Annotated in this window: 29 protein-coding genes and 1 pseudogene; 13 read left to right on the forward strand and 17 right to left on the reverse strand. The window is 62.2% G+C overall.

Annotated elements, in window-relative coordinates; genetic code table 11:
- Positions 1-4: 4 nt before the first annotated feature.
- Positions 5-721, reverse strand: a complete 717-nt coding sequence (gene rph, locus ACZ5TB_RS00650) for a ribonuclease PH (protein WP_460987463.1) — start codon at positions 719-721, stop codon at positions 5-7.
- A gap of 95 nt (positions 722-816) precedes the next feature.
- Here rph and ACZ5TB_RS00655 point away from each other — a divergent pair, with 95 nt between their 5' ends.
- Genes ACZ5TB_RS00655 through grpE form a run of 3 tightly spaced genes read left to right on the forward strand, consistent with a single transcriptional unit; the run spans position 817 to position 2963 of the window.
- Entirely contained in the window at positions 817-1326 is a 510-nt protein-coding gene (locus ACZ5TB_RS00655) for a DUF6438 domain-containing protein (protein ID WP_464791635.1), read from the forward strand.
- Positions 1327-1368: 42 nt separating this feature from the next.
- The gene (gene hrcA / locus ACZ5TB_RS00660; RefSeq protein WP_464791636.1) at positions 1369-2412 is read left to right on the forward strand and encodes a heat-inducible transcriptional repressor HrcA; all 1044 of its coding nucleotides are present in this window, start codon (positions 1369-1371) and stop codon (positions 2410-2412) included.
- Complete coding sequence (gene grpE / locus ACZ5TB_RS00665) at positions 2409-2963, forward strand: nucleotide exchange factor GrpE (protein ID WP_464778937.1); 555 nt, start codon at positions 2409-2411, stop codon at positions 2961-2963. Before hrcA ends, grpE begins: the two co-directional genes overlap by 4 nt.
- A gap of 88 nt (positions 2964-3051) precedes the next feature.
- Here the strand turns inward: grpE and ruvC are convergent, their stop codons facing one another.
- The 5 genes from ruvC to ACZ5TB_RS00690 all read right to left on the reverse strand — a co-directional run bounded on the left by ruvC (position 3052) and on the right by ACZ5TB_RS00690 (position 5524).
- On the reverse strand, positions 3052-3543 hold the full coding sequence (gene ruvC / locus ACZ5TB_RS00670) for a crossover junction endodeoxyribonuclease RuvC (RefSeq protein WP_464778938.1): 492 nt from the start codon (positions 3541-3543) through the stop codon (positions 3052-3054).
- Between the two features lie 181 nt (positions 3544-3724).
- Positions 3725-4468 carry a YebC/PmpR family DNA-binding transcriptional regulator gene (locus ACZ5TB_RS00675; protein ID WP_464778939.1) on the reverse strand — a complete coding sequence of 248 codons (744 nt, stop codon included), beginning with the start codon at positions 4466-4468 and terminating at the stop codon, positions 3725-3727.
- Between the two features lie 64 nt (positions 4469-4532).
- Positions 4533-4859 carry a heavy metal-binding domain-containing protein gene (locus ACZ5TB_RS00680; RefSeq protein WP_174525906.1) on the reverse strand — a complete coding sequence of 109 codons (327 nt, stop codon included), beginning with the start codon at positions 4857-4859 and terminating at the stop codon, positions 4533-4535.
- 89 nt (positions 4860-4948) lie between these two features.
- A complete protein-coding gene (locus tag ACZ5TB_RS00685; protein ID WP_449471166.1) occupies positions 4949-5191 on the reverse strand; it encodes a DUF2312 domain-containing protein in 243 nt (80 codons plus the stop codon).
- A gap of 45 nt (positions 5192-5236) precedes the next feature.
- Positions 5237-5524, reverse strand: a complete 288-nt coding sequence (locus ACZ5TB_RS00690; protein ID WP_464792450.1) for a DUF1244 domain-containing protein — start codon at positions 5522-5524, stop codon at positions 5237-5239.
- A gap of 119 nt (positions 5525-5643) precedes the next feature.
- On the opposite strand from ACZ5TB_RS00690, the gene pyk reads away from it, so the two are divergent.
- Complete coding sequence (pyk, locus tag ACZ5TB_RS00695; protein ID WP_464791637.1) at positions 5644-7095, forward strand: pyruvate kinase; 1452 nt, start codon at positions 5644-5646, stop codon at positions 7093-7095.
- On the opposite strand, the gene ACZ5TB_RS00700 is transcribed toward pyk, so the two are convergent.
- Positions 7079-7711: an HAD family hydrolase gene (locus tag ACZ5TB_RS00700; RefSeq protein ID WP_464791638.1), complete on the reverse strand. Its 633-nt coding sequence runs from the start codon at positions 7709-7711 to the stop codon at positions 7079-7081. The two genes, pyk and ACZ5TB_RS00700, sit on opposite strands and share 17 nt — an antisense overlap.
- On the reverse strand, positions 7712-7837 hold the full coding sequence (ykgO, locus tag ACZ5TB_RS00705; RefSeq protein WP_004210176.1) for a type B 50S ribosomal protein L36: 126 nt from the start codon (positions 7835-7837) through the stop codon (positions 7712-7714).
- A 200-nt stretch (positions 7838-8037) separates the two neighbouring features.
- Here ykgO and ACZ5TB_RS00710 point away from each other — a divergent pair, with 200 nt between their 5' ends.
- Positions 8038-8634 carry a DUF4136 domain-containing protein gene (locus tag ACZ5TB_RS00710; RefSeq protein WP_464791639.1) on the forward strand — a complete coding sequence of 199 codons (597 nt, stop codon included), beginning with the start codon at positions 8038-8040 and terminating at the stop codon, positions 8632-8634.
- Entirely contained in the window at positions 8631-9761 is a 1131-nt protein-coding gene (locus ACZ5TB_RS00715; RefSeq protein ID WP_464791640.1) for a M14 family metallopeptidase, read from the forward strand. Before ACZ5TB_RS00710 ends, ACZ5TB_RS00715 begins: the two co-directional genes overlap by 4 nt.
- Before the next feature lie 22 nt (positions 9762-9783).
- On the opposite strand, the gene ACZ5TB_RS00720 is transcribed toward ACZ5TB_RS00715, so the two are convergent.
- The 4 genes from ACZ5TB_RS00720 to ACZ5TB_RS00735 all read right to left on the reverse strand — a co-directional run bounded on the left by ACZ5TB_RS00720 (position 9784) and on the right by ACZ5TB_RS00735 (position 13773).
- Positions 9784-10503 (reverse strand): dienelactone hydrolase family protein, encoded by a 720-nt coding sequence (locus ACZ5TB_RS00720; protein WP_464791641.1) that lies wholly within the window; start codon positions 10501-10503, stop codon positions 9784-9786.
- Between the two features lie 146 nt (positions 10504-10649).
- Positions 10650-11177: a porin family protein gene (locus ACZ5TB_RS00725; protein WP_464791642.1), complete on the reverse strand. Its 528-nt coding sequence runs from the start codon at positions 11175-11177 to the stop codon at positions 10650-10652.
- A 185-nt stretch (positions 11178-11362) separates the two neighbouring features.
- Positions 11363-12361, reverse strand: coding sequence for a 50S ribosomal protein L11 methyltransferase (locus ACZ5TB_RS00730; RefSeq protein WP_464791643.1), 999 nt, complete (start codon positions 12359-12361; stop codon positions 11363-11365).
- A gap of 80 nt (positions 12362-12441) precedes the next feature.
- Positions 12442-13773, reverse strand: coding sequence for a methyl-accepting chemotaxis protein (locus ACZ5TB_RS00735; protein ID WP_464778947.1), 1332 nt, complete (start codon positions 13771-13773; stop codon positions 12442-12444).
- Positions 13774-13941: 168 nt separating this feature from the next.
- Between ACZ5TB_RS00735 and sdhC the strand changes: the two genes are divergently transcribed.
- The 5 genes from sdhC to ACZ5TB_RS00760 all read left to right on the forward strand — a co-directional run bounded on the left by sdhC (position 13942) and on the right by ACZ5TB_RS00760 (position 17504).
- Positions 13942-14337 carry a succinate dehydrogenase, cytochrome b556 subunit gene (gene sdhC / locus ACZ5TB_RS00740; protein WP_464791644.1) on the forward strand — a complete coding sequence of 132 codons (396 nt, stop codon included), beginning with the start codon at positions 13942-13944 and terminating at the stop codon, positions 14335-14337.
- Entirely contained in the window at positions 14337-14726 is a 390-nt protein-coding gene (sdhD, locus tag ACZ5TB_RS00745) for a succinate dehydrogenase, hydrophobic membrane anchor protein (protein WP_464791645.1), read from the forward strand. The genes sdhC and sdhD overlap by 1 nt, the downstream gene beginning before the upstream one ends.
- Entirely contained in the window at positions 14726-16540 is a 1815-nt protein-coding gene (sdhA, locus tag ACZ5TB_RS00750; protein WP_464791646.1) for a succinate dehydrogenase flavoprotein subunit, read from the forward strand. The genes sdhD and sdhA overlap by 1 nt, the downstream gene beginning before the upstream one ends.
- A gap of 90 nt (positions 16541-16630) precedes the next feature.
- Positions 16631-17053 carry a GFA family protein gene (locus ACZ5TB_RS00755; protein WP_464791647.1) on the forward strand — a complete coding sequence of 141 codons (423 nt, stop codon included), beginning with the start codon at positions 16631-16633 and terminating at the stop codon, positions 17051-17053.
- 43 nt (positions 17054-17096) lie between these two features.
- Entirely contained in the window at positions 17097-17504 is a 408-nt protein-coding gene (locus ACZ5TB_RS00760) for a VOC family protein (protein WP_464792451.1), read from the forward strand.
- A 27-nt stretch (positions 17505-17531) separates the two neighbouring features.
- Here the strand turns inward: ACZ5TB_RS00760 and ACZ5TB_RS00765 are convergent, their stop codons facing one another.
- The gene (locus tag ACZ5TB_RS00765; RefSeq protein WP_464791648.1) at positions 17532-18221 is read right to left on the reverse strand and encodes an FMN-binding negative transcriptional regulator; all 690 of its coding nucleotides are present in this window, start codon (positions 18219-18221) and stop codon (positions 17532-17534) included.
- 159 nt (positions 18222-18380) lie between these two features.
- Here ACZ5TB_RS00765 and aat point away from each other — a divergent pair, with 159 nt between their 5' ends.
- Positions 18381-19136 carry a leucyl/phenylalanyl-tRNA--protein transferase gene (gene aat / locus ACZ5TB_RS00770; RefSeq protein ID WP_464791649.1) on the forward strand — a complete coding sequence of 252 codons (756 nt, stop codon included), beginning with the start codon at positions 18381-18383 and terminating at the stop codon, positions 19134-19136.
- A gap of 35 nt (positions 19137-19171) precedes the next feature.
- Here aat and ACZ5TB_RS00775 read toward each other — a convergent pair.
- The 4 genes and pseudogenes from ACZ5TB_RS00775 to ACZ5TB_RS00790 all read right to left on the reverse strand — a co-directional run.
- A pseudogene (locus tag ACZ5TB_RS00775) lies at positions 19172-19579 on the reverse strand (DUF2155 domain-containing protein); the annotation flags it as partial.
- Entirely contained in the window at positions 19576-19974 is a 399-nt protein-coding gene (locus ACZ5TB_RS00780; protein WP_464791650.1) for an NADH:ubiquinone oxidoreductase subunit NDUFA12, read from the reverse strand. The gene ACZ5TB_RS00780 and the pseudogene ACZ5TB_RS00775, both read right to left, overlap by 4 nt.
- Before the next feature lie 51 nt (positions 19975-20025).
- On the reverse strand, positions 20026-20553 hold the full coding sequence (locus ACZ5TB_RS00785) for a DUF192 domain-containing protein (protein ID WP_464791651.1): 528 nt from the start codon (positions 20551-20553) through the stop codon (positions 20026-20028).
- Between the two features lie 55 nt (positions 20554-20608).
- A complete protein-coding gene (locus ACZ5TB_RS00790; RefSeq protein WP_464791652.1) occupies positions 20609-21133 on the reverse strand; it encodes a regulatory protein RecX in 525 nt (174 codons plus the stop codon).
- Between the two features lie 201 nt (positions 21134-21334).
- On the opposite strand from ACZ5TB_RS00790, the gene ACZ5TB_RS00795 reads away from it, so the two are divergent.
- Positions 21335-23056 carry a fatty acyl-AMP ligase gene (locus tag ACZ5TB_RS00795; RefSeq protein WP_464792452.1) on the forward strand — a complete coding sequence of 574 codons (1722 nt, stop codon included), beginning with the start codon at positions 21335-21337 and terminating at the stop codon, positions 23054-23056.
- Positions 23057-23061: the final 5 nt, after the last annotated feature.

The raw sequence follows: 23061 nt of genomic DNA on the forward strand, positions 1-23061 counted from the left end.
GCGCTTATCGTCCCGTCGCCTTGTCCTGCGCGGCGAAGATTTGCGAGCAACCGATGCGCGCCAGACGCAGCAGACGCAGCAGTTCTTCCTCGTCATAAGCGGCGCCCTCGGCCGTCGCCTGCACTTCGGCAAACTTGCCGTCGCCGGTCAGGATCAGGTTGGCGTCCGTTTCAGCATTGCTGTCCTCGGCATAGTCGAGGTCGAGCACCGGCGTGCCATTATAGATGCCGCAGCTGATCGCCGCGACCTTCTGGATGATCGGGTCTTCGGTCAGCGCGCCCGAAGCGATCAGCTTGTCGATGGCAATGCGTAAGGCCACCCAGCTGCCGGAAATAGCCGCTGTGCGGGTGCCGCCATCGGCCTGGATCACGTCGCAATCGATAACAATCTGCCGCTCGCCCAGCTTTTTCATATCGACGACGGTGCGCAGCGACCGGCCGATCAGGCGCTGAATTTCCTGTGTGCGACCTGACTGCTTGCCCTTGGCCGCCTCACGGCTGCCGCGCGTATGAGTGGCGCGGGGCAGCATGCCATATTCCGCCGTCACCCAGCCTGAACCCTTGCCGCGCAGGAAGGGCGGCACCTTTTCCTCCACCGAAGCGGTGCACAGCACTCGTGTATCGCCGAAGCTGACCAGGCAGCTGCCCTCGGCATGGATGGTGAAGCCGGGCTCCATGGTGATGTCGCGCATCTGGTCTGGCGCGCGGCCGGAAGGACGCATAAATATTTTCTCCGAAGCGATTAGTCGGTGCGGCTTAGCGCCGGGAGCGTCGTCTTGCCAGTGGCGATACGTACGAAAGATGGTAGGAAACGCGCATGCAATTGCGTTCGATGATGATTTTGGCGGGCGTAGTCCTGACCGTCGGTTGCGCGGCGGAAAGACCCGAGCTGGAAAAGCCCGTAGCTGCCGGTGACACGATCCGTTTTTCGGCGGGTCCCTGTTTCGGCGTTTGCCCAACTTATAGCCTGCAGGTGACGCCTGATGGTTCGGGCCTGCTGGAGCCTGAGCGGTTCACCGCCGTTCCGGGTGCGACGCGCTTTACGGTCACGCCTGCGCAATATCGCCGCTTTCGAGCCGCGCTGGCGCAATTCCGGCCACCGGCGGGAACAGTCCGGCGCATCGCTCATGGTGAAAATTGCACCCGTTTCGCGACTGATATGCCGGGCTACTCGATCGAATGGACCAGGGATCAGCAGCCGACCACCCGGCTGGAGTTTCAGTCGGGATGCATGGACGCCAGCTATGGCAAATTGCGTGCCACCATCGCGGCGGTTCCCCGGATGCTGGACATCGACGCCATGGTGAAGCCGTCCGCCGTAAGATAGCCCCGGCTTGAGTGCGGCCCGTTGCTCGCCTAGATAGGGCGCATGGCGGTCACACCGGTTACCGAACTGAATGAGCGGGCGCGCGACGTTTTCCGGGTGGTGGTTGAAAGCTATCTCGGCACCGGCCTGCCTGTGGGTTCGCGCACCATCAGCAAGATCGCTTCGCTCAGCCTGTCGCCTGCATCGATCCGCAACGTGATGCAGGATCTGGAGGAACTGGGACTGCTGGCCGCCCCGCACACTTCGGCAGGGCGCATGCCGACCGAAACCGGATTGCGCCTTTTTGTCGATGGCATGATGCAGGCTGCCGAGCCTTCGGTCGAGGAACGCCGCGCGATCGAGGCAGGCATTGCCGAGGGTGGCCCGATCGAGGAAGCACTATCCGCCGCGACCGCTGCGCTATCGGGCCTCTCCGCCTGCGCGGGCATCGTCATGGTGCCCAAGCGCGAGCCGGTGATGCGTCAGTTCGGTTTCGTGCCGCTCAACGGCCGTCAGGCGCTGGCCGTGCTGGTGGGACAGGATGGCTCTGTGGAAAACCGCGTGCTCGATATGCCAGCGGGCGTCACGCCCGGCATGTTGAACGAAGCGGCGAATTTCATGTCCGCACGCTTTGCCGGCATGACACTCAGGGAAGCGGGCGAGGCCCTGCATCGTGAGATGGAAGGCGAGCGAACCGCGCTTCAGGGCGCGGCGCGCGAACTGGTGGCGCGTGGCATCGCCGTCTGGTCGCAGGATGCGGATGACCGTCCGGTACTGATCGTGCGCGGCCAGGCGCATCTGCTGGATGACGGCACCGCCGCGGATCTGGAACGGGTGCGCCAGCTGCTCGAACAGCTGGAAGGCAAGCAGGAGATTTCGCGCCTGCTGGAAGGCGCGTTGGCGGGCAGCGCGACGAAAATCTTCATCGGGTCGGAAAACAAGCTCTTTTCCCTCTCCGGTTCTTCGGTCATAGCCGCGCCTTACCGGGGCGGCGATGGCCGTGTTGTCGGCGTGGTCGGCGTCATTGGCCCGACGCGCTTGAACTATGCGCGGGTGATCCCCATGGTGGATTTCACTGCGCAGACGTTATCGAGATTGATGAGATGAGCGAAGACAAGCTGAATATCGAAAATACTGAAGTCGTTGACGAACTGCCCGAGGACGCGGCGCCTGTGGGCGACGCTGCCTCCGAACGCCTGGCGGCCCTGGAGGGCGAACTGGCGGCGGCGAAGCAGGACGCGCTTTACGCCCATGCCGAAACGCAGAATGTCCGTCGGCGGCTGGAAAAGGAACTGGCCGACGCGCGTGCCTATGCTGCGACGTCTTTCGCACGGGACATGCTATCGGTCGCGGACAATCTGGGACGCGCCCTGCAGGCTATCCCGGCGGAACTGCGTGACGATGAGAAGTTCAAGGGGCTGGTTGCCGGGCTTGAAGCGACCGGCCGGGAACTGGAAGGGGTCTTTGGCCGCAATGGCATTGAAAAGCTCGTTTCGGTCGGAGAGCCGCTTGATCCCAACAAGCATCAGGCCATGATGGAAGTGCCGTCGGATGATGTCGAGCCGGGAACCGTGCTGGTGGAAATGCAGGCGGGATACACCATCCGCGATCGCCTGCTGCGCCCGGCCTTGGTGAGCGTTGCCAAGAAGCCGGACTGATAGTCTTCACAGTGAAGTTCAAGGCGCCCGCCGGGACGTGTTCCGGCGGGTCTTTTTGAATGTGGTCGATCTTTTCGTAGTCTTGCTTTCAACGAAGCGGAATGCGGCGGGCACTGGCGAGGTGATGGGCATGCGTTATCGCCACGGCAAGCGCATCGGAAGCATCTGGTCCCGCAACCTTGGCTCCCGGCAACAGCCGCGAAACCATGGCGTGGACCTGATCCTTCGACGCGTTGCCAACGCCGACGACGGATTTCTTCACAAGCCGCGCCGCATATTCGCCAACCTCCATGCCCGATCGCGATGCCGCTAGCAGCACGACGCCGCGGGCCTGACCCAGCTTCAGCGTCGATTGCGGGTTTACGTTGACGAACACTTCTTCGACCGCCGCGCCATTGGGCTGATGTTCAAGGATCAGGTCAGTGAGCGCGAGATCAAGCGCCAACAGCCGCGTTGCCAGCGCCATGTCGGCGTCGGTCTTGATCTGTCCGTTGGCGATGTGCGTGAGGCGATTGCCGTCAGCCGCGATCAAGCCCCAGCCAGTGGTGCCAAGGCCGGGGTCGAGTCCAAGGATGATCATGAGGACATCCTCGCCCCTTCAGGGGAGAGGATAGGGAGGCTTACCGGCTTGCCGGTCAGCCGGACTTGGAGAGTGGAAGTACGGAAGGTGAGGGGGCTCCCCCCTCTCCCAGCTTCGCCTAGGCAGCACGCTGCCAAGGCCGTGCAACCCTCTCCCCGTGGGGGAGAGGGGAGGGTATTTCTCAACCCAGCTTCTCCATGACTTCGTCGGACACTTCATAATTGCCCCAGACGGTCTGGACGTCGTCATCATCTTCCAGCGTATCGACCAGCTTCATCAGCGTGGCGGCGTTGCTTTCATCGACTTCGACAGTCGTCTGCGGCTTCCAGGCGAGCTTGGCGCCTTCGGCCGGGCCGAGCTTGGCTTCCAGCGCCTTGGCGACTTCGTGCAGCGCGTCCATGGCGGTCCAGATCTCATGTTCGTCTTCGTTCGACGACACATCGTCCGCGCCTGCTTCCAGAGCCGCTTCAAAGATCGCATCGGCATCGCCAGCGCTAGCGGGATAGGTGATCAGGCCCATGCGGTCGAAACCATGGCTCACCGCCCCGGATGCGCCCAGATTGCCGCCATTTTTCGAGAAGGCGGTGCGGACGTTGGTCGCAGTGCGGTTGCGATTGTCGGTCAGCGCTTCAACGATGATGGCGACGCCGCCGGGGCCATAGCCCTCGTAGCGGATTTCCTCGTAATTATCCGTGTCGCCGCCGATCGCCTTGTCGATCGCGCGCTGGATATTGTCCTTGGGCATGGATTGCGCCTTGGCCGCGTTCACTGCCAGGCGGAGGCGGGGGTTCATGTCCGGGTCGGGCATGCCCATCTTCGCGGCCACGGTGATTTCGCGGCTCAATTTGGAGAACATCGAGGAGCGCTTTTTGTCCTGCGCGCCCTTGCGATGCATGATGTTCTTGAATTTGCTATGGCCGGCCACGGCCTGCTCCTAAACTTGTCTGAACCGAAGGGCGCTCTCTAGCGGGGGTCCTGCCCAAGCGCAACTAGACGAGGATCGCGGTGCCGGATGCCGACACCATCAGCATCGACCCGTTGGAACCCAGCACTTCATAATCGAGGTCGACTCCGACGACGGCATTGGCGCCGAGTGTTGCCGCTCGCATGCGCATCTCGCCAATCGCCTGCTCACGCGCCCGCTGGAGCACATCCTCATAAGCGCCCGAACGCCCGCCGACGATGTCGCGCACGCTGGCGAACAGGTCACGGAAGAGATTGGCGCCCACAATCACCTCGCCGGTGACGATGCCGAGATATTCTTTTGCCGGACGCCCTTCGAGGCGGCTGGTGGTGCTGACGATAATCTCGGACATGATGTGTCTCCCGCGCCTTGCTGGCCGAAGGTCCTTTTTGAAGAAAGAAGGGACCTTCGACAAGCTGAGGACGAAAGGAAGAAGGGGTCTTATTCCATGCCCAGGGCGGACAGATAGGTCTGGAGAATAGCCTCCATTTCCTGCCGGTCATGCTGCGGCATTTTGCGCAGGCGGACGATCTGGCGCATGATCTTCGGATCATAGCCGGTCGCCTTGGCTTCCAGATACACGTCCTTGATGTCGTCGCCGATGCCCTTCTTCTCTTCCTCGAGCCGCTCGATGCGTTCGATAAGAAGGCGTAGCTGATCGGCGGCGACGTTGCCCTCGCTCATATAATGTATCTCCGGATAGAATGTGAATCGGGTTGGCGCACGCTCCTAATGATTGTCAGCGTTCTTCGCCACACTCTCCTGCATCTTTGCGATCTGTTCCGGCGTCGCCTCGCTCTGATGGCGCTGTTTCCACTCCGAAAAGGGCATGCCGTGGATGATTTCGCGCGCCTGATCCTTGCTCAAATTGCCGTCGGCTTCCGCGATCCAATCGGCGAGGCAATTGCGGCAAAAGCCCGCTATTCCCATCAGATCGATGTTCTGGACGTCGGTCCTGTGCTGCAAATGCGCAATCAGGCGGCGGAAGGCGGTTGCGGCAACGGCATCGTTGAGCATATTGTCGGCCAAGGCGATCCTTTCGCTGATCTACATCATCCTGTCGTGCAGTAGGGATAATCGAAAACGGCGCTCTGGCAAGCCAGGGCGCGACCATGACGGCCAGGAGCTTTTTGAGAATGACGAAACTGCCGCCCCGTTCGCGCAAGGTCCGGATTTTGGCGACCCTTGGCCCCGCGAGCGACACGCCGGAAGTGATCCGCGCGCTTTTTATCGCCGGGGCGGACGCTTTCCGCATCAACATGAGCCATGGAGCGCATGAGGATCATGCGGCGCGCATCGCGATCATCCGGGCGCTGGAAAAGGAATTCGGGCGGCCGACGACCATATTGGGCGACTTGCAAGGACCCAAGCTGCGCGTCGGTACGTTCAAGAGCGGCCTTGCCGTTCTGGAGGTGGGTGCATCCTTCATACTCGACCGCGACGAAACGCCGGGCGACGCACGGCGGGTGAACTTGCCGCACCCGGAAATTTACGCGGCGTTGGTGCCTGAAACCCGGCTTTTGCTCGACGATGGCAAGCTGGTGCTGCGCGTGAAGAATGTGTCCGATGACCGGATCGAGACGGTGGTCGAGGTCGGCGGCACCCTTTCGAACCGCAAGGGCGTAAACGTGCCCGATGTGGTCGTTCCCGTTCCCGCCCTGACGGAGAAGGACCGGCGCGACCTGAGCTTTGCGGTCGAGCAGGGTTGCGACTGGATTGCGCTCAGCTTCGTGCAGCGTCCGGAGGACCTTGCAGAAGCGCGCAAGCTGATGGGCGGCCATGGCGCGCTGATGGCGAAGATCGAGAAGCCCGCCGCAGTCCAGCGGCTGGAGGAGATATTGGAGCTGGCCGACGGCGTGATGGTCGCGCGCGGCGACCTGGGCGTCGAACTGCCGCCCCAGGCGGTGCCGCCGCTTCAGAAACAGATTGTCGCGACGGCGCGGCGCATGGGGCGCCCGGTGGTGGTCGCGACGCAGATGCTCGAATCGATGATCAAGGCACCGACGCCCACCCGCGCCGAAGTGTCGGACGTCGCCACTGCCGTCTATGATGGCGCCGACGCGATCATGTTGTCGGCGGAAACGGCGGCGGGCGACTGGCCCGAGGAGGCGGTCGCGATGATGGACAGCATCGCACACAGCGTAGAGCGTGATCCCGGCTATTTCGCCCGGCTCCATTTCACCGAAACCAAGCCCGACGCGACCACCGCCGACGCGCTGGCGGAAGGGGCGGCGGGCATCGTCTCTGTCGTTGGGGCGAGCGCAATCACCTGCTTCACCTCGTCAGGCAGCACGGTTCGCCGTGTGGCGCGCGAGCGGCCGCTGACGCCGATCCTGGCGCTCACCCCCCGGCTCGACACCGCCCGGAAGCTGGGCCTGACCTGGGGCGTGCATGCAGTGCGCACCAAGGATATCGACACGTTCGAGGAAATGGTCGGCAAGGCGCGGCGCATGGCGCTGCGGCACAATATGACGCAGAAGGGCAGCAAGATCGTTGTGCTGGCAGGCGTCCCCTTCGGCACTCCGGGGTCGACAAACGTGCTGCATGTCACCGCCATTCGCGGTGATGAGCTTACAGGGCGGGATTAAGATCCAGCAGGCCTTGCGCTGCAAGATCGCGGCGCAAGGTCTCTGCGTCCCGGAAGAGGTGGCTGCGAATGCCCAGCGCTTCCGCCGCCGCGACATTTTCTTCCCGATCATCGATGAAGAATGTTTCCTCGGCGCGCAGGCCAAAGCGGCCGAGCGCCAGGCGGTAGATGGCAGGGTCGGGCTTCACCAACCCTTCGGCGCCAGACACCAGAATGTCGCGAAAGTTAGCGAAGAAATCCGCTTCCCGCGCGTGAAAGGGTTTCCAGAATTCCGCGCTGAAATTGGTGAGGCCATAGAGAGCGACGCCCCGCCCACGTAATTCGCCGACCAATTGCGCCATGCCTGCAACGGCAGGCTGGACGCTATCGATGAAGCGATCGCCCCATATCCGAATCAGCGCTTCATGTTCCGGGTGGCGATCAATCAGTTCGGCGCTGGTTTCCGCGAAGGGGCGGCCCATGTCGTGCTGGCAATGCCACTCCATCGACACGACATCACGCAGAAACGCGTCGAGCGCCCGATCATCATCGATCAGGCGCTCGTAGAGGAGCCGGGGCTCCCAATGGTACAGAACCTGTCCGACGTCGAATATGACGGCGGAGATCGGCTCGCTCAATTAGCCCTGGCGGGCCTTGAAGCGGCGATTGGTCTTGTTGATAACATAGGTGCGGCCGCGACGGCGGATCACGCGGTTATCCCGGTGACGGCCCTTGAGCGACTTGAGCGAGTTGCGGATCTTCATGGAAGTCAGCCTTCTAAGAATCTTGCGTGATCGGAAAATCGAAGCGCAGCCCCTATGGGTGGGGCGGCTGAAAGTCAAGGGCGGCTGGCCGTACTTTTGCCCCGTTCATGCCATATGCAGCAAAGACATGGCTTCAAGAGTTGAAGGGATAGCCGGTTCGGCATCGTCTATGGACTGCCGCATCTTTGTCGGAGATTAGCATGATCAAGCAGATACTCCTTCCCTCATTTCTTGCCCTGTCACTCGCCGGATGCGCGACGGCGGTGCCGCCCGTCGAGGTAACCCGCTTCCATGTCGGAAATCCGGCACAAAGCGGAACGTTGGCGGTGGAAGAAATGGCTGCGAATCCCGATGCAGGGCTGGAATTCCGGACCTATGCCGCTGCTGTCGAGCAGGAGTTGCAGCGTGTGGGTTTCAGCGCCGCACCTGCCGGAGCGCGCAGCGACTATGTCGCATCGGTCGGCTTCCGCCGATCTTTCCGTCCGACCGGCTACGGCAATGATGGTAGGCCCGTGAGTGTAGGCGTTGGCGGAGCAGTCGGCAGCGGCGGTTATTCAGGGCTGGGCGTGGGCATCGGCATCAACCTCTCGGGGCGGCCGAAGGATATGGTGACGACGGAGTTGCAGGTGCAGATCCGCAGGCGATCCGATTCGACGACGATCTGGGAAGGCCGGGCGCTCAGCCAGGCGCGCGAGGGTACTCCAGCCGCTCAGCCCGGTATCGCCGCGCAAAAGCTCGCCAGTGCGTTGATCGGGGGCTATCCGGGGGAATCGGGGCGCACTATAACCGTGAAATGACCATCTCGATCAGCAATGCCTTCGACAGCGGCAATATTCGCGTTCTTTCCATCATCGATACTGGCGACAGGGTCCGGGCCGAGCTGGAGATCGTCAAGGACAGGCAAAGCGACTTCTACCAATGGTTCCACTTCCGCATCGCGGGCGTTGCGGGGCGCGAAGTGGAACTGGCGATCGTCAATGGCGGGACATCCGCCTATCCGGACGGTTGGCCGGGCTATAAGGCGCGGATCAGCGAGGATCGGGAAGTTTGGACGCAGGCGGATACCAGCTATGCTGATGGCGTCCTCACCATCAGCCTTTCGCCGGATCGCAATGCGCTGTGGGTCGCCTATTTCGCGCCCTATTCGATGGAGCGGCACCACGACCTGATCGCCTGGGCAGGCTGCCAGCCCGGGGTTGAGCATCGGGAATTGGGCCTGACGCTGGACAAGCAGCCGCTCGACCTTCTGACGCTGGGCGACGGACCAAAGCAGGTTTGGCTCTATGCTCGCCAGCATCCCGGCGAGACGATGGCGCAGTGGTGGATGGAAGGCGCACTGGAGCGGCTCTGCGATGAGGAGGATGCGGTCGGTAGGCTCCTCCGGGCCAAGGCGACATTTCACATCGTGCCCAACATGAACCCCGACGGCAGCCGCCGAGGGCATCTGCGCACCAATGCGGCAGGCGTGAACCTCAACCGTGAATGGCACGAACCATCTATGGAGCGCAGCCCAGAGGTCTTCCTTGTCCGGCAGGAGATGGACCGGACAGGAGTTGACTTTGCGATGGACGTGCATGGCGATGAAGCCATCGCCGCAGTGTTCCTGGCGGGGTTCGAAGGCATCCCCTCCCTGACCGAGCGGCAACTTGCCCTTTACAATCGTTTTCGGGATACGCTCGCGGCCCGCACGCCTGATTTCCAGACGGCGCGCGGATACCCTTCATCGGCGCCGGGGAAGGGCAACCTGACCATGTCCACCAATCAGGTCGCCCAGCGTTTCGGCGCGGTCGCGATGACGCTGGAAATGCCGTTCAAGGACAATGACGATTTGCCCGATCCTGAATTTGGCTGGTCCCCGGCACGATCGAAGCAGCTTGCCAAGGACTGCCTTGCGGTGCTGGCTGAGATGATCGGAGAACTCTGAGCTTTCCTGACGCGCGGCTCCGTTAGCCAAAAAGATCGGCGAGAAAGTCCCTCATCGACCGGAAGCTGCGGTGGTCCGCGTCGGGGCTATAGGCGAGGCCCTTGTCCGGCATGTTCACCGCCTGATCGGTGAATGCGTGTCCGGTATCGCCATAGGCATGGATTTGCCAATCGCATCCCGCTTTCGTCAGTTCGTCGGCCAAGGCCACCGTAGCCGCTGGGGGAGCCAAGGGATCGTCCCAACCGTGGCACACCAACAGCTTCGCCCTGATGGCGGCGTTGGGAAAAGGTGGCGCGTCATAAATTCCATGGAAGCTGACGCCGCCCGCGATGTCGGCGCCGCTGCGCGCCAGATCGAGCACGCATTTGCCGCCGAAGCAGAAGCCGATCGCGGCCGTCCGGCTCGCGTCCGCTTCGGGAAGTGATTTGAGGACGGAATGAGCCGCATTGAGCCGGTCACGCAGCAGGCCGCGGTCGGCATTCACCTCGTTCATGTAGCGCGCCATGTCGGGATCATCGCGGCTGGCTCGCTTGCCCTGACCATAGATGTCCGCGACGAAGACCGTGTACCCCAGTTCCACGACCTTTTGAGCGTAGGCGAAGTCCGCTTCCTTGGTTCCCAATGCATTGGGGAAAAGCAGGATGCCGGGCCGGGTTACGCCTGCGGCTATGTCGAAGACGGCCATGCTCTCGAAGGTTCCACCAGGGCCTTCATGAACCGTGGCGCGGCGAGTGATGGTCATGGGCTTGCCTCGCGGATGAGAATGGCAAGGCGACATTAGGCCGCTGGTAGTGCGTGGCAAGCGTTGCCGTGCCTGCCAATCTCGAGGGCATAAGAAAAGGGCGCCCCTTATGAGGGACGCCCTTCTTTTTCTGCTATAGCCGTGTCTTAGAAACGGTAGCCGAGGATCAGCGCGCCCTGGTGACGCTCAGGGTTCACGCCGCCGATCTGCTCGTAACGCGAATAGCGATATTCCGCGCGAACGATGAAGCCCTGGACCGTCGTTTCCAGACCGGCGCCCAGACGGTAGCCGTCCAGCTTGATGCTGTTGTCCAGCGTGTCTTCCAGGCGGGTATTGGTGTAGCCGCCCTTGGCATAGGCGAGGACGTTCGGCACCACTTCGCCGCCGATGCGGACGCCAGCGTAGAGGTCACGGTCAGTGCGGACGATGCCTTCCTTGACGTCGGAATCGGCATATTCGCCTTCAATGCCGAACACGGCGCCGTTGACGTTGATGTCATAGCCGATCACGCCGCCATACAGCAGGCCGCTGTCATGGTTGACAGAGTCGAAATCGACATGATCCATACCGACGACTGCGCCGACATAGGGACCGGAAAAGGGCACGGCATCCTGAGCGAAGGCGGGTGCGGAAACGCTGGCAAGCAGTAACGCCGAAGCGATCAGTTTTTTCATGGGGGGCTCCTTCTCTGGGGTACCGGATGTTGTCTGAGCGCGCTTTAGGGAGCCTGAGCGTGAAGAGTAAAGCATCACAAACAACGACATACCGCATTGCACAACGGACTGTGGCAATGTTGCATCACGTCTTGAAATGGATTCTTGGCGCCCTAGTCAGCTGGATCACCGGGCAAGGGATGGCTTTAGAGGCTGCCGAACCCCGGCGCCTCGCCGCGCGCTTGCCTATCCAGCCGGGTTGGGCGTTTCCAGCCGATACGGGGACGCTTGCGCAGCCGCAGCGTCGGCCAGTCGCCATTATCCATGCGCTCGGCCAGCCGCATGCCCTGAGCCCGATAGGCTGACAGGACGCCCTCTGCCTGTTCCTTCAGCAATCCGGCGAGCAGGATCGTGCCGCCTTCCTCCACGAGCGCGCAAAGCGAGGGGGCGAGTTCGATCAACGGGCAAGCGAGTATGTTCGCGATCAGCAGATCATAGGGCGCGCGGGTTGCAATTGCGGGGTGATCAACGCCCGCCGCGACATACAGCGCCAGTTGGCCTTGACCCTTGCCGACCGCGATATCGTTGGCTGCGGCATTTTCCGCACTGATGTCCACGGCGATCGGGTCGATGTCGGAAGCGGTGGCATAGGCGTGGGGCCACAAATGGAGCGCTGCGAAGGCGAGCAATCCCGTGCCCGTGCCAATATCCGCCACATTGCCAAAGCGCATGCCAACCTGCCGCATGCGGTCCAGCATCAGAAGGCAGCCTGCGGTCGTTTCATGCTGGCCGGTGCCAAAGGCGCGGCTCGCCTCGATCAGGAAATTGACGTGGCCCGGCTGCTCCGCATCGCTGGCAAGATTGCGGATGTGGAAGCGTCCGGCCGTGACTGGCTCCAGTCCTTGCTGGCTCAGGGTTACCCAATCCTCATCGGGCAATTGTTCGATCAGCGGCTTGGTGCCGCTGGCGCTGGGGATCAGGGTACGGAGCAGCTTGATCGCGGCGGGGCTGGGCTCGCCTTCGAAATAGGCATCAAGCTGCCACGCATTTTCATCGTCCGGCGTCGCTTCGCTGGTCATCAGCACCGGAGGCTTGTCCATGAGCGCGAAGGCCGCGATGTCGCCGTCCAAAGCCTCCGCTTCAACGCGGGTGCAGGGCAGGGTCACTTTCCAGCTTTGGACGGAAGAGGGCGCGGCATCAGTCATGCCGCGCCCTTTAGAAGCTTGAAGCGGGAAGGGGAAGTCGCGAGGACATCAATCGCCCTCCGGCTGCCTTGTCCCCGAACTCAGGCCACCTGCCGTCCAAAATCGGAGGATGCCGCACGCAGGCTGGCCAGCTTGCCCTCGACACTCATGAAGCCGCGTTCCAACTGGTCGATTTCGGACGCGACAACTTCCGTATCCTGACGGATGGCGGAAATGGTGCTCGACATGGAGTCGGCTGCAAGGGCAGTCTCATCGACTGCTGCGGTGATCATGGTGACCGTCTGGGCCTGAGCGTCCATGGCATGACGGATGCGATCGGCGCTCGATTGCACTTCCCCAACCGTATCGCGGATTCTTTCATTGGTTTCCACCGACTGCCGCGTCGAAGCCTGAATGTCCGCGATCTTGCCGGCAATCTCATCGGTCGCACGAGCCGTCTGGTTAGCGAGGCTCTTCACTTCCTGCGCAACGACAGCAAAGCCGCGTCCCGCGTCGCCTGCGCGCGCCGCTTCGATGGTGGCGTTGAGGGCGAGCAGGTTGGTTTGGCCCGCAATGTCGCGGATCAGGCCGAGGATCGACTCGATCGATTTCGCATGCTCGGTCAGAGTTGCCGACATGGTCACCGCATCGCCCGACTGTCGGGCGGCGCGCTGAGCGACGTCTGCGGCGCTTTCGACTTCCGTGCGGGCATCCTCGATTGCGCGGATGAGCCCGGCAGAGGTGCGGGCTGCCTCACGCATCGCGATTGCCGATTGTTCAGCGGCAGCGGCGACTTCCGAAGCCTTGCCCAACATGCCGCGTGTGGCGGCGGAGGCATCCTTCGCCTGTTCACGCAGCGATTCGCCGAGCTGGGAGGCGCCGTCGATCTCGCCCATGATCCGCTGTTCGAACAGGGTGCCGATGCGCTGGCGTTCGTTGCGCTGCGCTTCTGCCTCGTCACCCGCGAAGGCGTTGGTCATCATGCTGGCATCGACCATGCTGACCATGGCGATGACGTTCACAAGGCGCTGGCGGGTGGCGTCGTCCGCCGCTTTTTGCCACACGAGGCCGATCAACTGCTTGTTGGCTTCTGAAACCGCCGTCAGCACAACGCCCAGCGGCAGGTCGCGCTTGCGTGCGAGACGAACGCAGGCAATGCAACTGCCCGCCCAACTGCCAGCCTCATAGAAGCTGAGTTTCTGCCGCACATATTCATGGGCCTCGGTTTCGATCTTGGCGATCGTGGAGGCGGCCAGGACGCTGCGCAGATGCGACTGGTCCATATAGCTGTCGAAGAAAATGCGGGCCACGACCGACGCGCCGTCGCCTATCAGGTCACGAATCTCGCGAAGCCCTGCCGCCAATTCGCCGGTGGGATCTATTTCCGCCATGCTGGCGATCATTGCGCTCTTCGCTGGTGCGACGGACGTCATATGCGGCAAACCTCAATTCTCTTGTTTGTCCGTCGGGTCATAGCGCGATCTGGTTAATCAGTTCTTAGCCGTGATCGCCCGGCCGCTCTTTCGGCGCGGCTTGCCCTCTTGACCGATCGCTCTTAAGGGGACGGGAATCAGGGACAAGCATCAGGGACGTAGGTAGATATGGCGCGAACCACGAGCCGGCCGCTCTCGCCGCATTTGACGATCTGGAAATGGGGGCCAGCGATGGCCGTTTCCATCATGCACCGCGTGACGGGCAATGGCCTGGCGACTGCGGGCGCCTTGGGTCTGGTCTGGTGGCTGATGGCCGCTGCGTCGGGACCGGAAGCCTATGCAACGTTCGTGGCGTGCGCGACCTCGCCGATCGGCTATCTGGTGATGGCGGGCCTCAGCTGGTTCTTCTTTCAGCATCTGACGTCGGGCCTGCGCCACTTCGTGCTCGACATGGGCGCGGGCTATGAGCTGAAGAACAACAGGACCTGGTCCGTGCTGACCTTCGTCATCTCGACGCTGCTCACCATCGCCTTCTGGGGCGCTATCTGCACGGGGAAATTCTGATGGGAACCGGAACCGGAATCGGCCGCGTTCGTGGCCTGGGCTCGGCCCGTCATGGCGCGCATCACTGGCTGGCGCAGCGTTATACCGCGATCGGCAACCTGCTGCTGGTGCTGTGGCTGCTGTTCAGCCTGATCGCGCTGCCGGGGCTCGATTATCAGAGCGTCCACAACTGGATCGCCAATCCGCTGGTCGCCGTGCCGCTGATGCTGATGGTCGTCAGCATCTTCTGGCACCTGCGCCTTGGCATGCAGGTGATGCTGGAGGATTATGTCCATGACAAGGGTCTGGCGTTCCTGTCCATGCTACTGCTGAACTTCTATGCCTTGGGCGGCGCTGCCGCTGGCATCTTCGCGATCGCCAAGATCGCCTTCACGGGGATCGTCAAGTAATGAGCGAAGCCTATAAGATCATCGACCACACCTACGACACGGTCGTCGTGGGTGCTGGCGGTTCGGGCCTGCGCGCGACCATGGGCAGCGCGGAAGCGGGCCTGAAGACCGCGTGCATCACCAAGCTGTTTCCGACTCGCTCGCACACCGTGGCGGCGCAGGGTGGCATTGCGGCGTCGCTCGGCAACAACTCGCCCGACCACTGGACCTGGCATATGTACGACACCGTCAAGGGGTCGGACTGGCTGGGCGATCAGGACGCGATCGAATATATGGTGCGTGAAGCGCCTGCCGCCGTGATCGAGCTGGAACATGCCGGCGTGCCGTTCAGCCGCAACGAGAATGGGACGATCTATCAGCGTCCCTTCGGCGGCCACATGCAGAATATGGGCGCAGGCCCGCCGGTGCAGCGCACCTGCGCCGCCGCCGACCGTACCGGCCATGCCATGCTGCACGCTCTGTATCAGCAGAGCCTGAAGTATGACGCGGACTTCTACATCGAATATTTCGCCATCGACCTGATCATGGAAGACGGCCCGAACGGCAAGGAATGCCGCGGCGTCATCGCCATCTGCATGGAAGATGGATCGATCCATCGCTTCCGCAGCAAGGCGGTGGTGCTGGCGACCGGTGGTTACGGCCGCGCTTACTTCTCCGCCACTTCGGCGCATAGCTGCACCGGCGACGGCGGCGGCATGGTGCTGCGCGCGGGCCTGCCGCTTCAGGATCTGGAGTTCGTGCAATTCCACCCGACCGGCATTTACGGCGCGGGCGTGCTGATCACCGAGGGCGCGCGCGGCGAGGGCGGCTACCTCACCAACTCCGAAGGCGAGCGCTTCATGGAGCGCTATGCTCCGTCGGCGAAGGACCTGGCGTCGCGTGACGTCGTGTCGCGCTCGATGGCGATGGAAATGCGCGAAGGGCGCGGCGTGGGTCCGAACAAGGATCATATCTTCCTGCACCTCGACCATATCGATCCCAAGGTGCTGGCCGAGCGTCTGCCGGGCATCACCGAGAGCGGCAAGATCTTCGCGGGCGTCGATCTGACCCGTCAGCCGCTGCCGGTGACGCCGACCGTCCACTACAATATGGGCGGCATCCCCTGTAACTATCATGGGCAGGTGGTGACGAAGGTCGGCGACGATCCGGAAGTCGTGGTGCCGGGCCTCTACGCGGTCGGCGAAGCGGCTTGCGTGTCGGTCCATGGCGCGAATCGCCTTGGCTCGAACTCGCTGATCGACCTTGTCGTTTTCGGCCGCGCGACGGGCTTGCACCTCAAGGAAACGATCAAGCCCAATGGCTCGCATCGTCCGCTGCCGACCGATGCGGCCGATCTGGCGCTGTCGCGTCTGGATCACTATCGCAACGCCAAGGGCGGCTCGCCGACGGCGAAGATTCGTCTGGAAATGCAGCACACCATGCAGAAGCATGCGGCCGTGTTCCGCGACAGCGCGCTGCTGGCCGAAGGCGTCACCAAGATGGCGCAGGTCAATGCCAGCATGCAGGATGTCGGCGTGTCCGATCGCTCGCTGATCTGGAACACCGACCTCATCGAGACGCTGGAGCTGGACAACCTGATGTCCCAGGCGGTCTGCACCATGGTCAGCGCGGAAAACCGCAAGGAAAGCCGCGGCGCCCATGCGCATGAGGACTTCCCGAACCGCGATGACGAGACGTGGATGAAGCACACCGTCAGCTGGTTCGAGGGCTGGGGCGGCAAGGGCGGCAAGGTGTCGCTCGATTACCGTCCGGTGCACGATTACACGCTCACCGATGAGGCCGAGTATATCAAGCCCAAGGCGCGCGTTTATTAAGGCGCGCCGTCCAGTGGGATAGGTAAGAGGGCGGGCTGCAAAGCTCGCCCTTTTGTTTATGGTTCAGTTCAAGTCGAGGGAAGTCAGGCGATGGCGGATGCAAGCAGACATGGCGGCCAGTGTCATTGCGGCGCCGTCCGGTTCGAGGTTGAGCTGAGCAATGGCCTCGACAGCGCCCGCCGATGCACCTGCTCATTTTGCCGGATGCGGGGCGCCGTAGCTGTTACGGCGAAGTTGGACGGGCTTCATGTCGTTCGGGGCGCCGATATGCTGACGAGCTACCGCTTCAATACGGGAGCAGCGGAGCATTTCTTCTGTTCGCGGTGCGGCATCTACACGCACCACCAGCGCCGCTCCAATGCAAACGAATATGGGGTGAATGTGGCATGCCTAGATGGGGCCAGTCCCTTCGACTTAGTCGAGGTGCCGGTGTTGGACGGGGAAAATCATCCGAGCGACAATGAGGGCCGGGCGCGGATGGCGGGGGTGTTGCGGTTTATTCGTGAGGGTTGAGGCACGGGTCCGTCTTCGAAGGAGCACGAAGTTGGAAAAGGGCATAACTGGGCTAAACCATGTGACCTTGGCAGTCGCAAACGTTGAACGCTCATTGGCATTTTATCGCGATGTCCTTGGCTGTCACGTCCGGGCAGCGTGGAGCGATGGCGCTTATCTTGGAGCTGGGACGCTTTGGCTGTGCCTATCCTGGGACGACAAGGCGAGAACGTCGCCGCGCTCTGACTACACGCACCTGGCTTTCACTGTTCTCGAGGCAGACTATAGCAGCTTGAGCGAACGCCTAGCCGCAGAGTGCATCATCTGGAAAAGCGATAGTAGCGAAGGCGCATCCACTTACTTTCTCGATCCCGACGGGCACAAACTAGAAATACATGTCGGCTCTCTTGAAACGCGGCTGTCGCACTACCGAATGGAGTCGGACAAAGGCGTGACGGTTTTCGATCATTGACGGCACGGCGCGCGGGGACTTCGCGCTTTATTCCTGCTGATCGATTATAGTGGCCATAGGCAAAGCAGGATCGATCTCTCTCAATCCGGCGACGACGCCCGCCCTGTTAATGGCGGGCTGATTCTGACTGACTTTCCATTTTCCTTCGATCCGCTCGATCGGTATTTCAAAGCCGACTATGTTTTTCAGGAGCGCGTCGATGTAGTCCGCCGGGGCGTCATTGACGGACCATGGCGCTGAACGATTGGCCTCTTGCAGCGTGGTCAGAGCATCAATCTGTGCGCGCAGCCAATTGGCATCTTCGACGATGCGAGGATTTCCACGGACCTGAACAACAATATAGTTCCAAGTCGGAACTACCTTCTCATGTTCCTTCTTTGTCGCGTACCAGGATGGGGTGATATAGGCTTGCGGACCTTGGAAAATGACCAATGCCTCGGCACTGGTCAGGAGGTCCGCTATTTGCCCATTCGCCCGAGCCATATGTGCACGCAGGATGTCGCGACCATTTTCATTGGCCAGCGTGAACGGGATGAAATTGGCGGTAAGTCCGCCCGCCACGTAGGTCACGAGGGTGGCCAGCGGGTGAGAGCGGATCGTGCCGTGCAATTGATCCAAACGATCTTCCCGAAAGATGAGTGGTCTGTACATGGCCGTTTCTGAAATGCCTTTACCGCTTCCATCAGAATGCATGGCGGACTGCGGCTCGTCCAGCATATCTCATCCTTCGGCTACTTTTCGGTGAAGGGGCGCAAGCGACGATCGCCTTGAGACCCGGCTTCCGTGGCTGTGAGCGATGACGGGATGTGGTTCAATATCCGCCAACCATCAAGCTTCTCTGGCGCAGGGTCGCGGCTCCCGCTAAGTCTTTCACTGATGACGATCGATCCCCTGGTCCTTTTGCAGGCCTATTCCATCGGCGTATTTCCCATGTCCGATGACCGGCATGCGGAGGAGGTTTACTGGATCGAGCCCAAGCGGCGAGCCATCATGCCGCTCCATGGCTTTCACATGTCCCATTCGCTGGCCAAGACGATCCGCCAGGAACGGTTTCGGGTAACCGCCAACCGCGATTTTGGCGGCATTGTTTCCCTCTGCGCGCAGGCTGCGGAGGATCGGCCATCGACCTGGATCAACAGGGAGATCGAGCAAACATACCGCCATCTGCACGAGATCGGCTTTGCGCATTCGATCGAGGTTTGGGATGGCGATGAGCTGGCGGGCGGGCTCTATGGGGTCGCGCTGGGGCAGGCTTTTTTCGGCGAAAGCATGGTCTCACGAAGGCCCGATGCGTCAAAAGTCGCTCTGGCCTGGCTCACTGCCCGCATGCTCTTTTCGGGCTTCACCTTGCTCGACTGCCAATTCATGACCGAACATCTTCGGTCATTGGGCGCGATAGAAATCAGCCAGAAAGATTATCTGGGATTGCTGGCAGGCGCGCTGGGGGACATCCCGCTAGGCGCAGGCCGTTCTTCGGCACTGGCCGGGGGTTCGGGGGGCTGGGCCGAGCTGGCGTTTGCGCCGCTGGCGGGCGAGGCTTCGGCGGGTGGCTCGCCCTTGCTACCAAGCTTCACCGTGTCGGGGCCGCTTTCGGGCCAAGACATCGTGCAGCTTCTGACCCACACGTCGTAAATCGGGTGCTGGACGACATTGCGGTCGGGCCGTTCCTTGAACAGCCAGCCGGAGAAGTTGCGCCGCCATTTATTGTCGGCGGTGCTGCGCACGTCGAGTTGAACGAAGGCGCCGGTTTCCTTCACATTTTCCCAGGGGGCGGTCGTCTCGCAGGCCTGGAGGCGGACGATCGCATCGCCTACGCGCAGCGCGTCGCCGGGCTTCATCGTGAGGTCGGTGGTGATGCCGTTACGCTTGTTGAGCAGGCCGATCACCGCAACGCGTTCGGCCATGGACGTACCGGGCAGAGCCGAAGAATCGCCGTTGCGAATCTTCTGCCCCGCGATCTTCACCGGGCCGGTCTGGTTGGCAGTGGGAAGTTCATCGCCGCCACAGGCCGCAAGCGACAGCATCAGGGCGAGGGACAGGATCGACGGGACCACCCCCGCCGGACGCAGGGTCATGATGCGTCGGGGCTCCACGCTTCATAATCGCCGGTCGCGCGCTGGCGCTGCGCACCCTTTTCCAGCGCACCCGTGGGCCGGTAGGCATTGGGGGTGCCGGTCGCGTTGGGCGTGAAGTCCCGTTCCCAGATACGGGGCGGGGGGAGGAAGCTTTCCGGCGTTCCTTCAATCGTGTGATGCAGCCACCCATGCCATTCGGCGGGCACACGGCTGGCGTCGTTATTGCCGTTGTAGATCACCCAGCGGCGGGTGCGGCCATGCACGTCGGCGCCGCCTTCATAATAGATATTGCCCTGATGGTCCTCGCCCACTTTCTTGCCCTTGCGGGAGGTATAAAGTGCGGTGCCGATGGTCGCGCCATTCCACCAGGTGAAGATCTTGGCCAGGATTCCCATGCGCCAAGCGCTTAGCGCCTGCCGTGGGGGATTGGCAAGGCGGATATGGCGTCAGCGGGTGCGCGGTGGGCAGAAATCGAGGTCCGCGGGGCTTTTGACCGCGGGGTCGACGCAACTTCCCCAGGATACGCGGTCGCCTTCCGCTATGCCCAGTTCCGCCGCTCGCCCGCCGCGCAGTTCAAGGACCGCCGCCACGGGAACGCCAGCAGAAACCGGCACGCGTGAATAGGGTGCGGCATTGGCGGCGATGAAGGCGATCACCCCGTCGGTGCGGATGAAGATCATGTCCAGCGGGATCAGCGTGTCCTTCATCCAGAAACTGGCGGTGCGGGGCGGCGACATGGGAAAGAGCATGCCGCCATTCGCATCCAGGGACTTACGGAACATCAGGCCCCGTTCCTGCTCCTTTGCGGTGATGGCGGTTTCCACCGCAAAGCGGTGCCTGCCTGCGTCCGTACGGATTTCAAGGGGGAGCAGATTGGTCTGCTGGTTTGTAGGGCTGGTCGTTTTCTCCGCCTTGGGCTGAGTAGGCGAACAGCCAGCCAGAAGGACGATGAGAAGGGAAAAGGCGATCCTCATTCTTCGGTGCTAGCCCATAGTTGAGGAAGTGCGCCATAGATTTCACCCGGCATCACTATTGGTCATTTTCCGGCGGTTCGCCTGGAGCCGCATCCGTCCAGCGGCGGGCCGTTTCGAAACTATGGCCTGCGCGCAGGAAAGCGGCGATGGCCTTTTCACGCTGCTTTTGATCGGTTGCCGCTACCGCATAGGGGCCGATCCGTTTGCGGCGCGCGAAACGATCGGCGGCGGCCCAACTGTCATTATCCACCTGAACGTCGGCTTCTTCCCGATCGGCGTCAGCTATGCCATCGGCACGCAGGGTCTGCGCAACGCGTCGTGCGCCATAGCCGCGACGGGTAAGCGCCGCGCTTTTCATGACGGCGAAGCTGCGATCATCGACATAGCGCAGTTCGGCCAGCCTTTCGACAAGCTGTTCCGGCGCGGGCGGACCTTCGCCATCCCATCCGCGTTCCTGCAATTTGCGGCTGAGATAGGCGAGCAGCTTCGCCCGGCTCGTCGCGAAACGGCCGACATATCGCAGGGCGAGATCGCGCAAGCTGTCGCCGTCGAGCGGCGGACGGGGGCGTTTGCCGGTCATGTCAGCGCCTTCATGGCAACAGCTTATGCAACGGGCGCCTTGATTATGCCACAGTGGGGCCGGAATTTTACCGCGCCTGATGCTGTAGAAGGCCAAGCTGGAATGCAACTATCCGGTGCATTACCGCTTCAAAGATGATAGCGGCCCGCCCGGATGACAAGATTTAAATTGGGTGACGCCAATATGACGGGTTCGCAAAGCATGATGGCACCGACGCCGACGATTGACGCCCTTCCCCGGCGCTTCTCCGATTTCGAGACGCTGGGCGAAGCCCTCGACTATGCGGCGCAGGGGCAGCGCGGGCTCAATTTCCATGATGCGCGCGGCAATCTGGCGCGGCCCTATCCTTTTTCAGAATTGCGCGCCGATGCCATCGCCTGCGCCCATCGCCTGATCGCCCATGGCGTGAAGCCGCAGGATCGCGTGGCACTGGTGGCCGAAACGGGCGCGGATTTCGCACAGCTCTTCTTCGGCATCATCTATGCGGGCGCTTGGCCGGTGCCGCTCCCGCTGCCGACCAGCTTTGGCGGCAAGGAAAGCTATATCGATCAGCTGAATGTCCAGCTCGACAGCTGCGACCCGATGCTGTTCCTCTTCCCCAAGGAACTGGAAGAGATGGCGGGCGAATCCGGCCGCCAGAAGAATGTCGAGAGCATCGCTTTCGAAGATTTCATCGCGCGTGATGTGGTGCCTGGCAACCTGCCGCAGGCGAAGGGCGAGGAAATCGCCTATCTGCAATATAGCAGCGGCTCGACCCGCTTCCCCCATGGCGTCGCGGTGACGCATCATGCGCTGCTGAGCAATCTCGCCGCGCACAGCCATGGCATGCAGGTGCAGGACAGCGATCGCTGCATCAGCTGGCTGCCCTGGTATCATGACATGGGCCTGGTCGGCTGCTTCCTGTCGGTCGTCGCCAACCAGGTATCGACCGATTACATGAAGACCGAGGATTTTGCCCGCCGTCCGCTGGCGTGGCTGGACCTCATCAGCCGTAATGAAGGCACGTCGATCAGCTATTCGCCGACCTTCGGCTACGACATTTGCGCGCGCCGCATGTCCAGCCAGACCAAGGCGCAGGATCGCTTCGACCTGTCGCGCTGGCGGCTCGCGGGCAATGGCGCGGACATGATCCGCCCCGACGTGATGCAGAGCTTCGTCGATGCCTTCGCCGACGCAGGGTTCAGCCCCAAGGCGTTCCTGCCAAGCTACGGCCTTGCCGAAGCGACGCTCGCCGTCACCATCATGCCACCCGGTGAAGGCATCATCGTCGAGCTGGTCGAGGAAACCGACCTGTCCGGCGGCGACGCCACCGAGGGCCGCCCGCAGCGTTTCCGCTCGATCGTCAACTGCGGCAAGCCCGCACGCGACATGATCGTGGAAATCCGTGACGAGGATGGCGCTCCGCTGGGCGAACGGCAGATCGGCAAGGTGTGGACGACCGGCCCGTCGCTGATGGTCGGCTATTTCCGGGATCAGGAAGCGACCGACGCCTGCATGGCGGACGGTTGGCTCGACACGGGCGACATGGGCTATCTGAGCGACGGCTATCTCTACATAGTCGGCCGCGCCAAGGACATGATCATCATCAACGGCAAGAACCACTGGCCGCAGGATATCGAATGGGCGGTTGAGCAGCTACCCGGCTTCAAGCAGGGCGACATCGCGGCCTTCGCGATCACCACGCCGGGCGGCGAGGAAGCCCCTGCGGTGCTGGTGCATTGCCGCACGTCCGACAATGACGAGCGCACACGCCTGCGCGACCAGATTCGCGAGCGGGTGCGGGCGATCACTGGCATGAACTGCGTCGTGGAGCTGGTGCCGCCGCGCACCTTGCCGCGAACGAGTTCGGGCAAATTGAGCCGGTCGAAGGCACGTAACCTGTATCTGACGGGTGAGATCAGGCCATACGATATCGCGGCCTGATTGGT

The sequence above is a fragment of the Sphingobium sp. TomTYG74 genome (assembly GCF_055393875.1).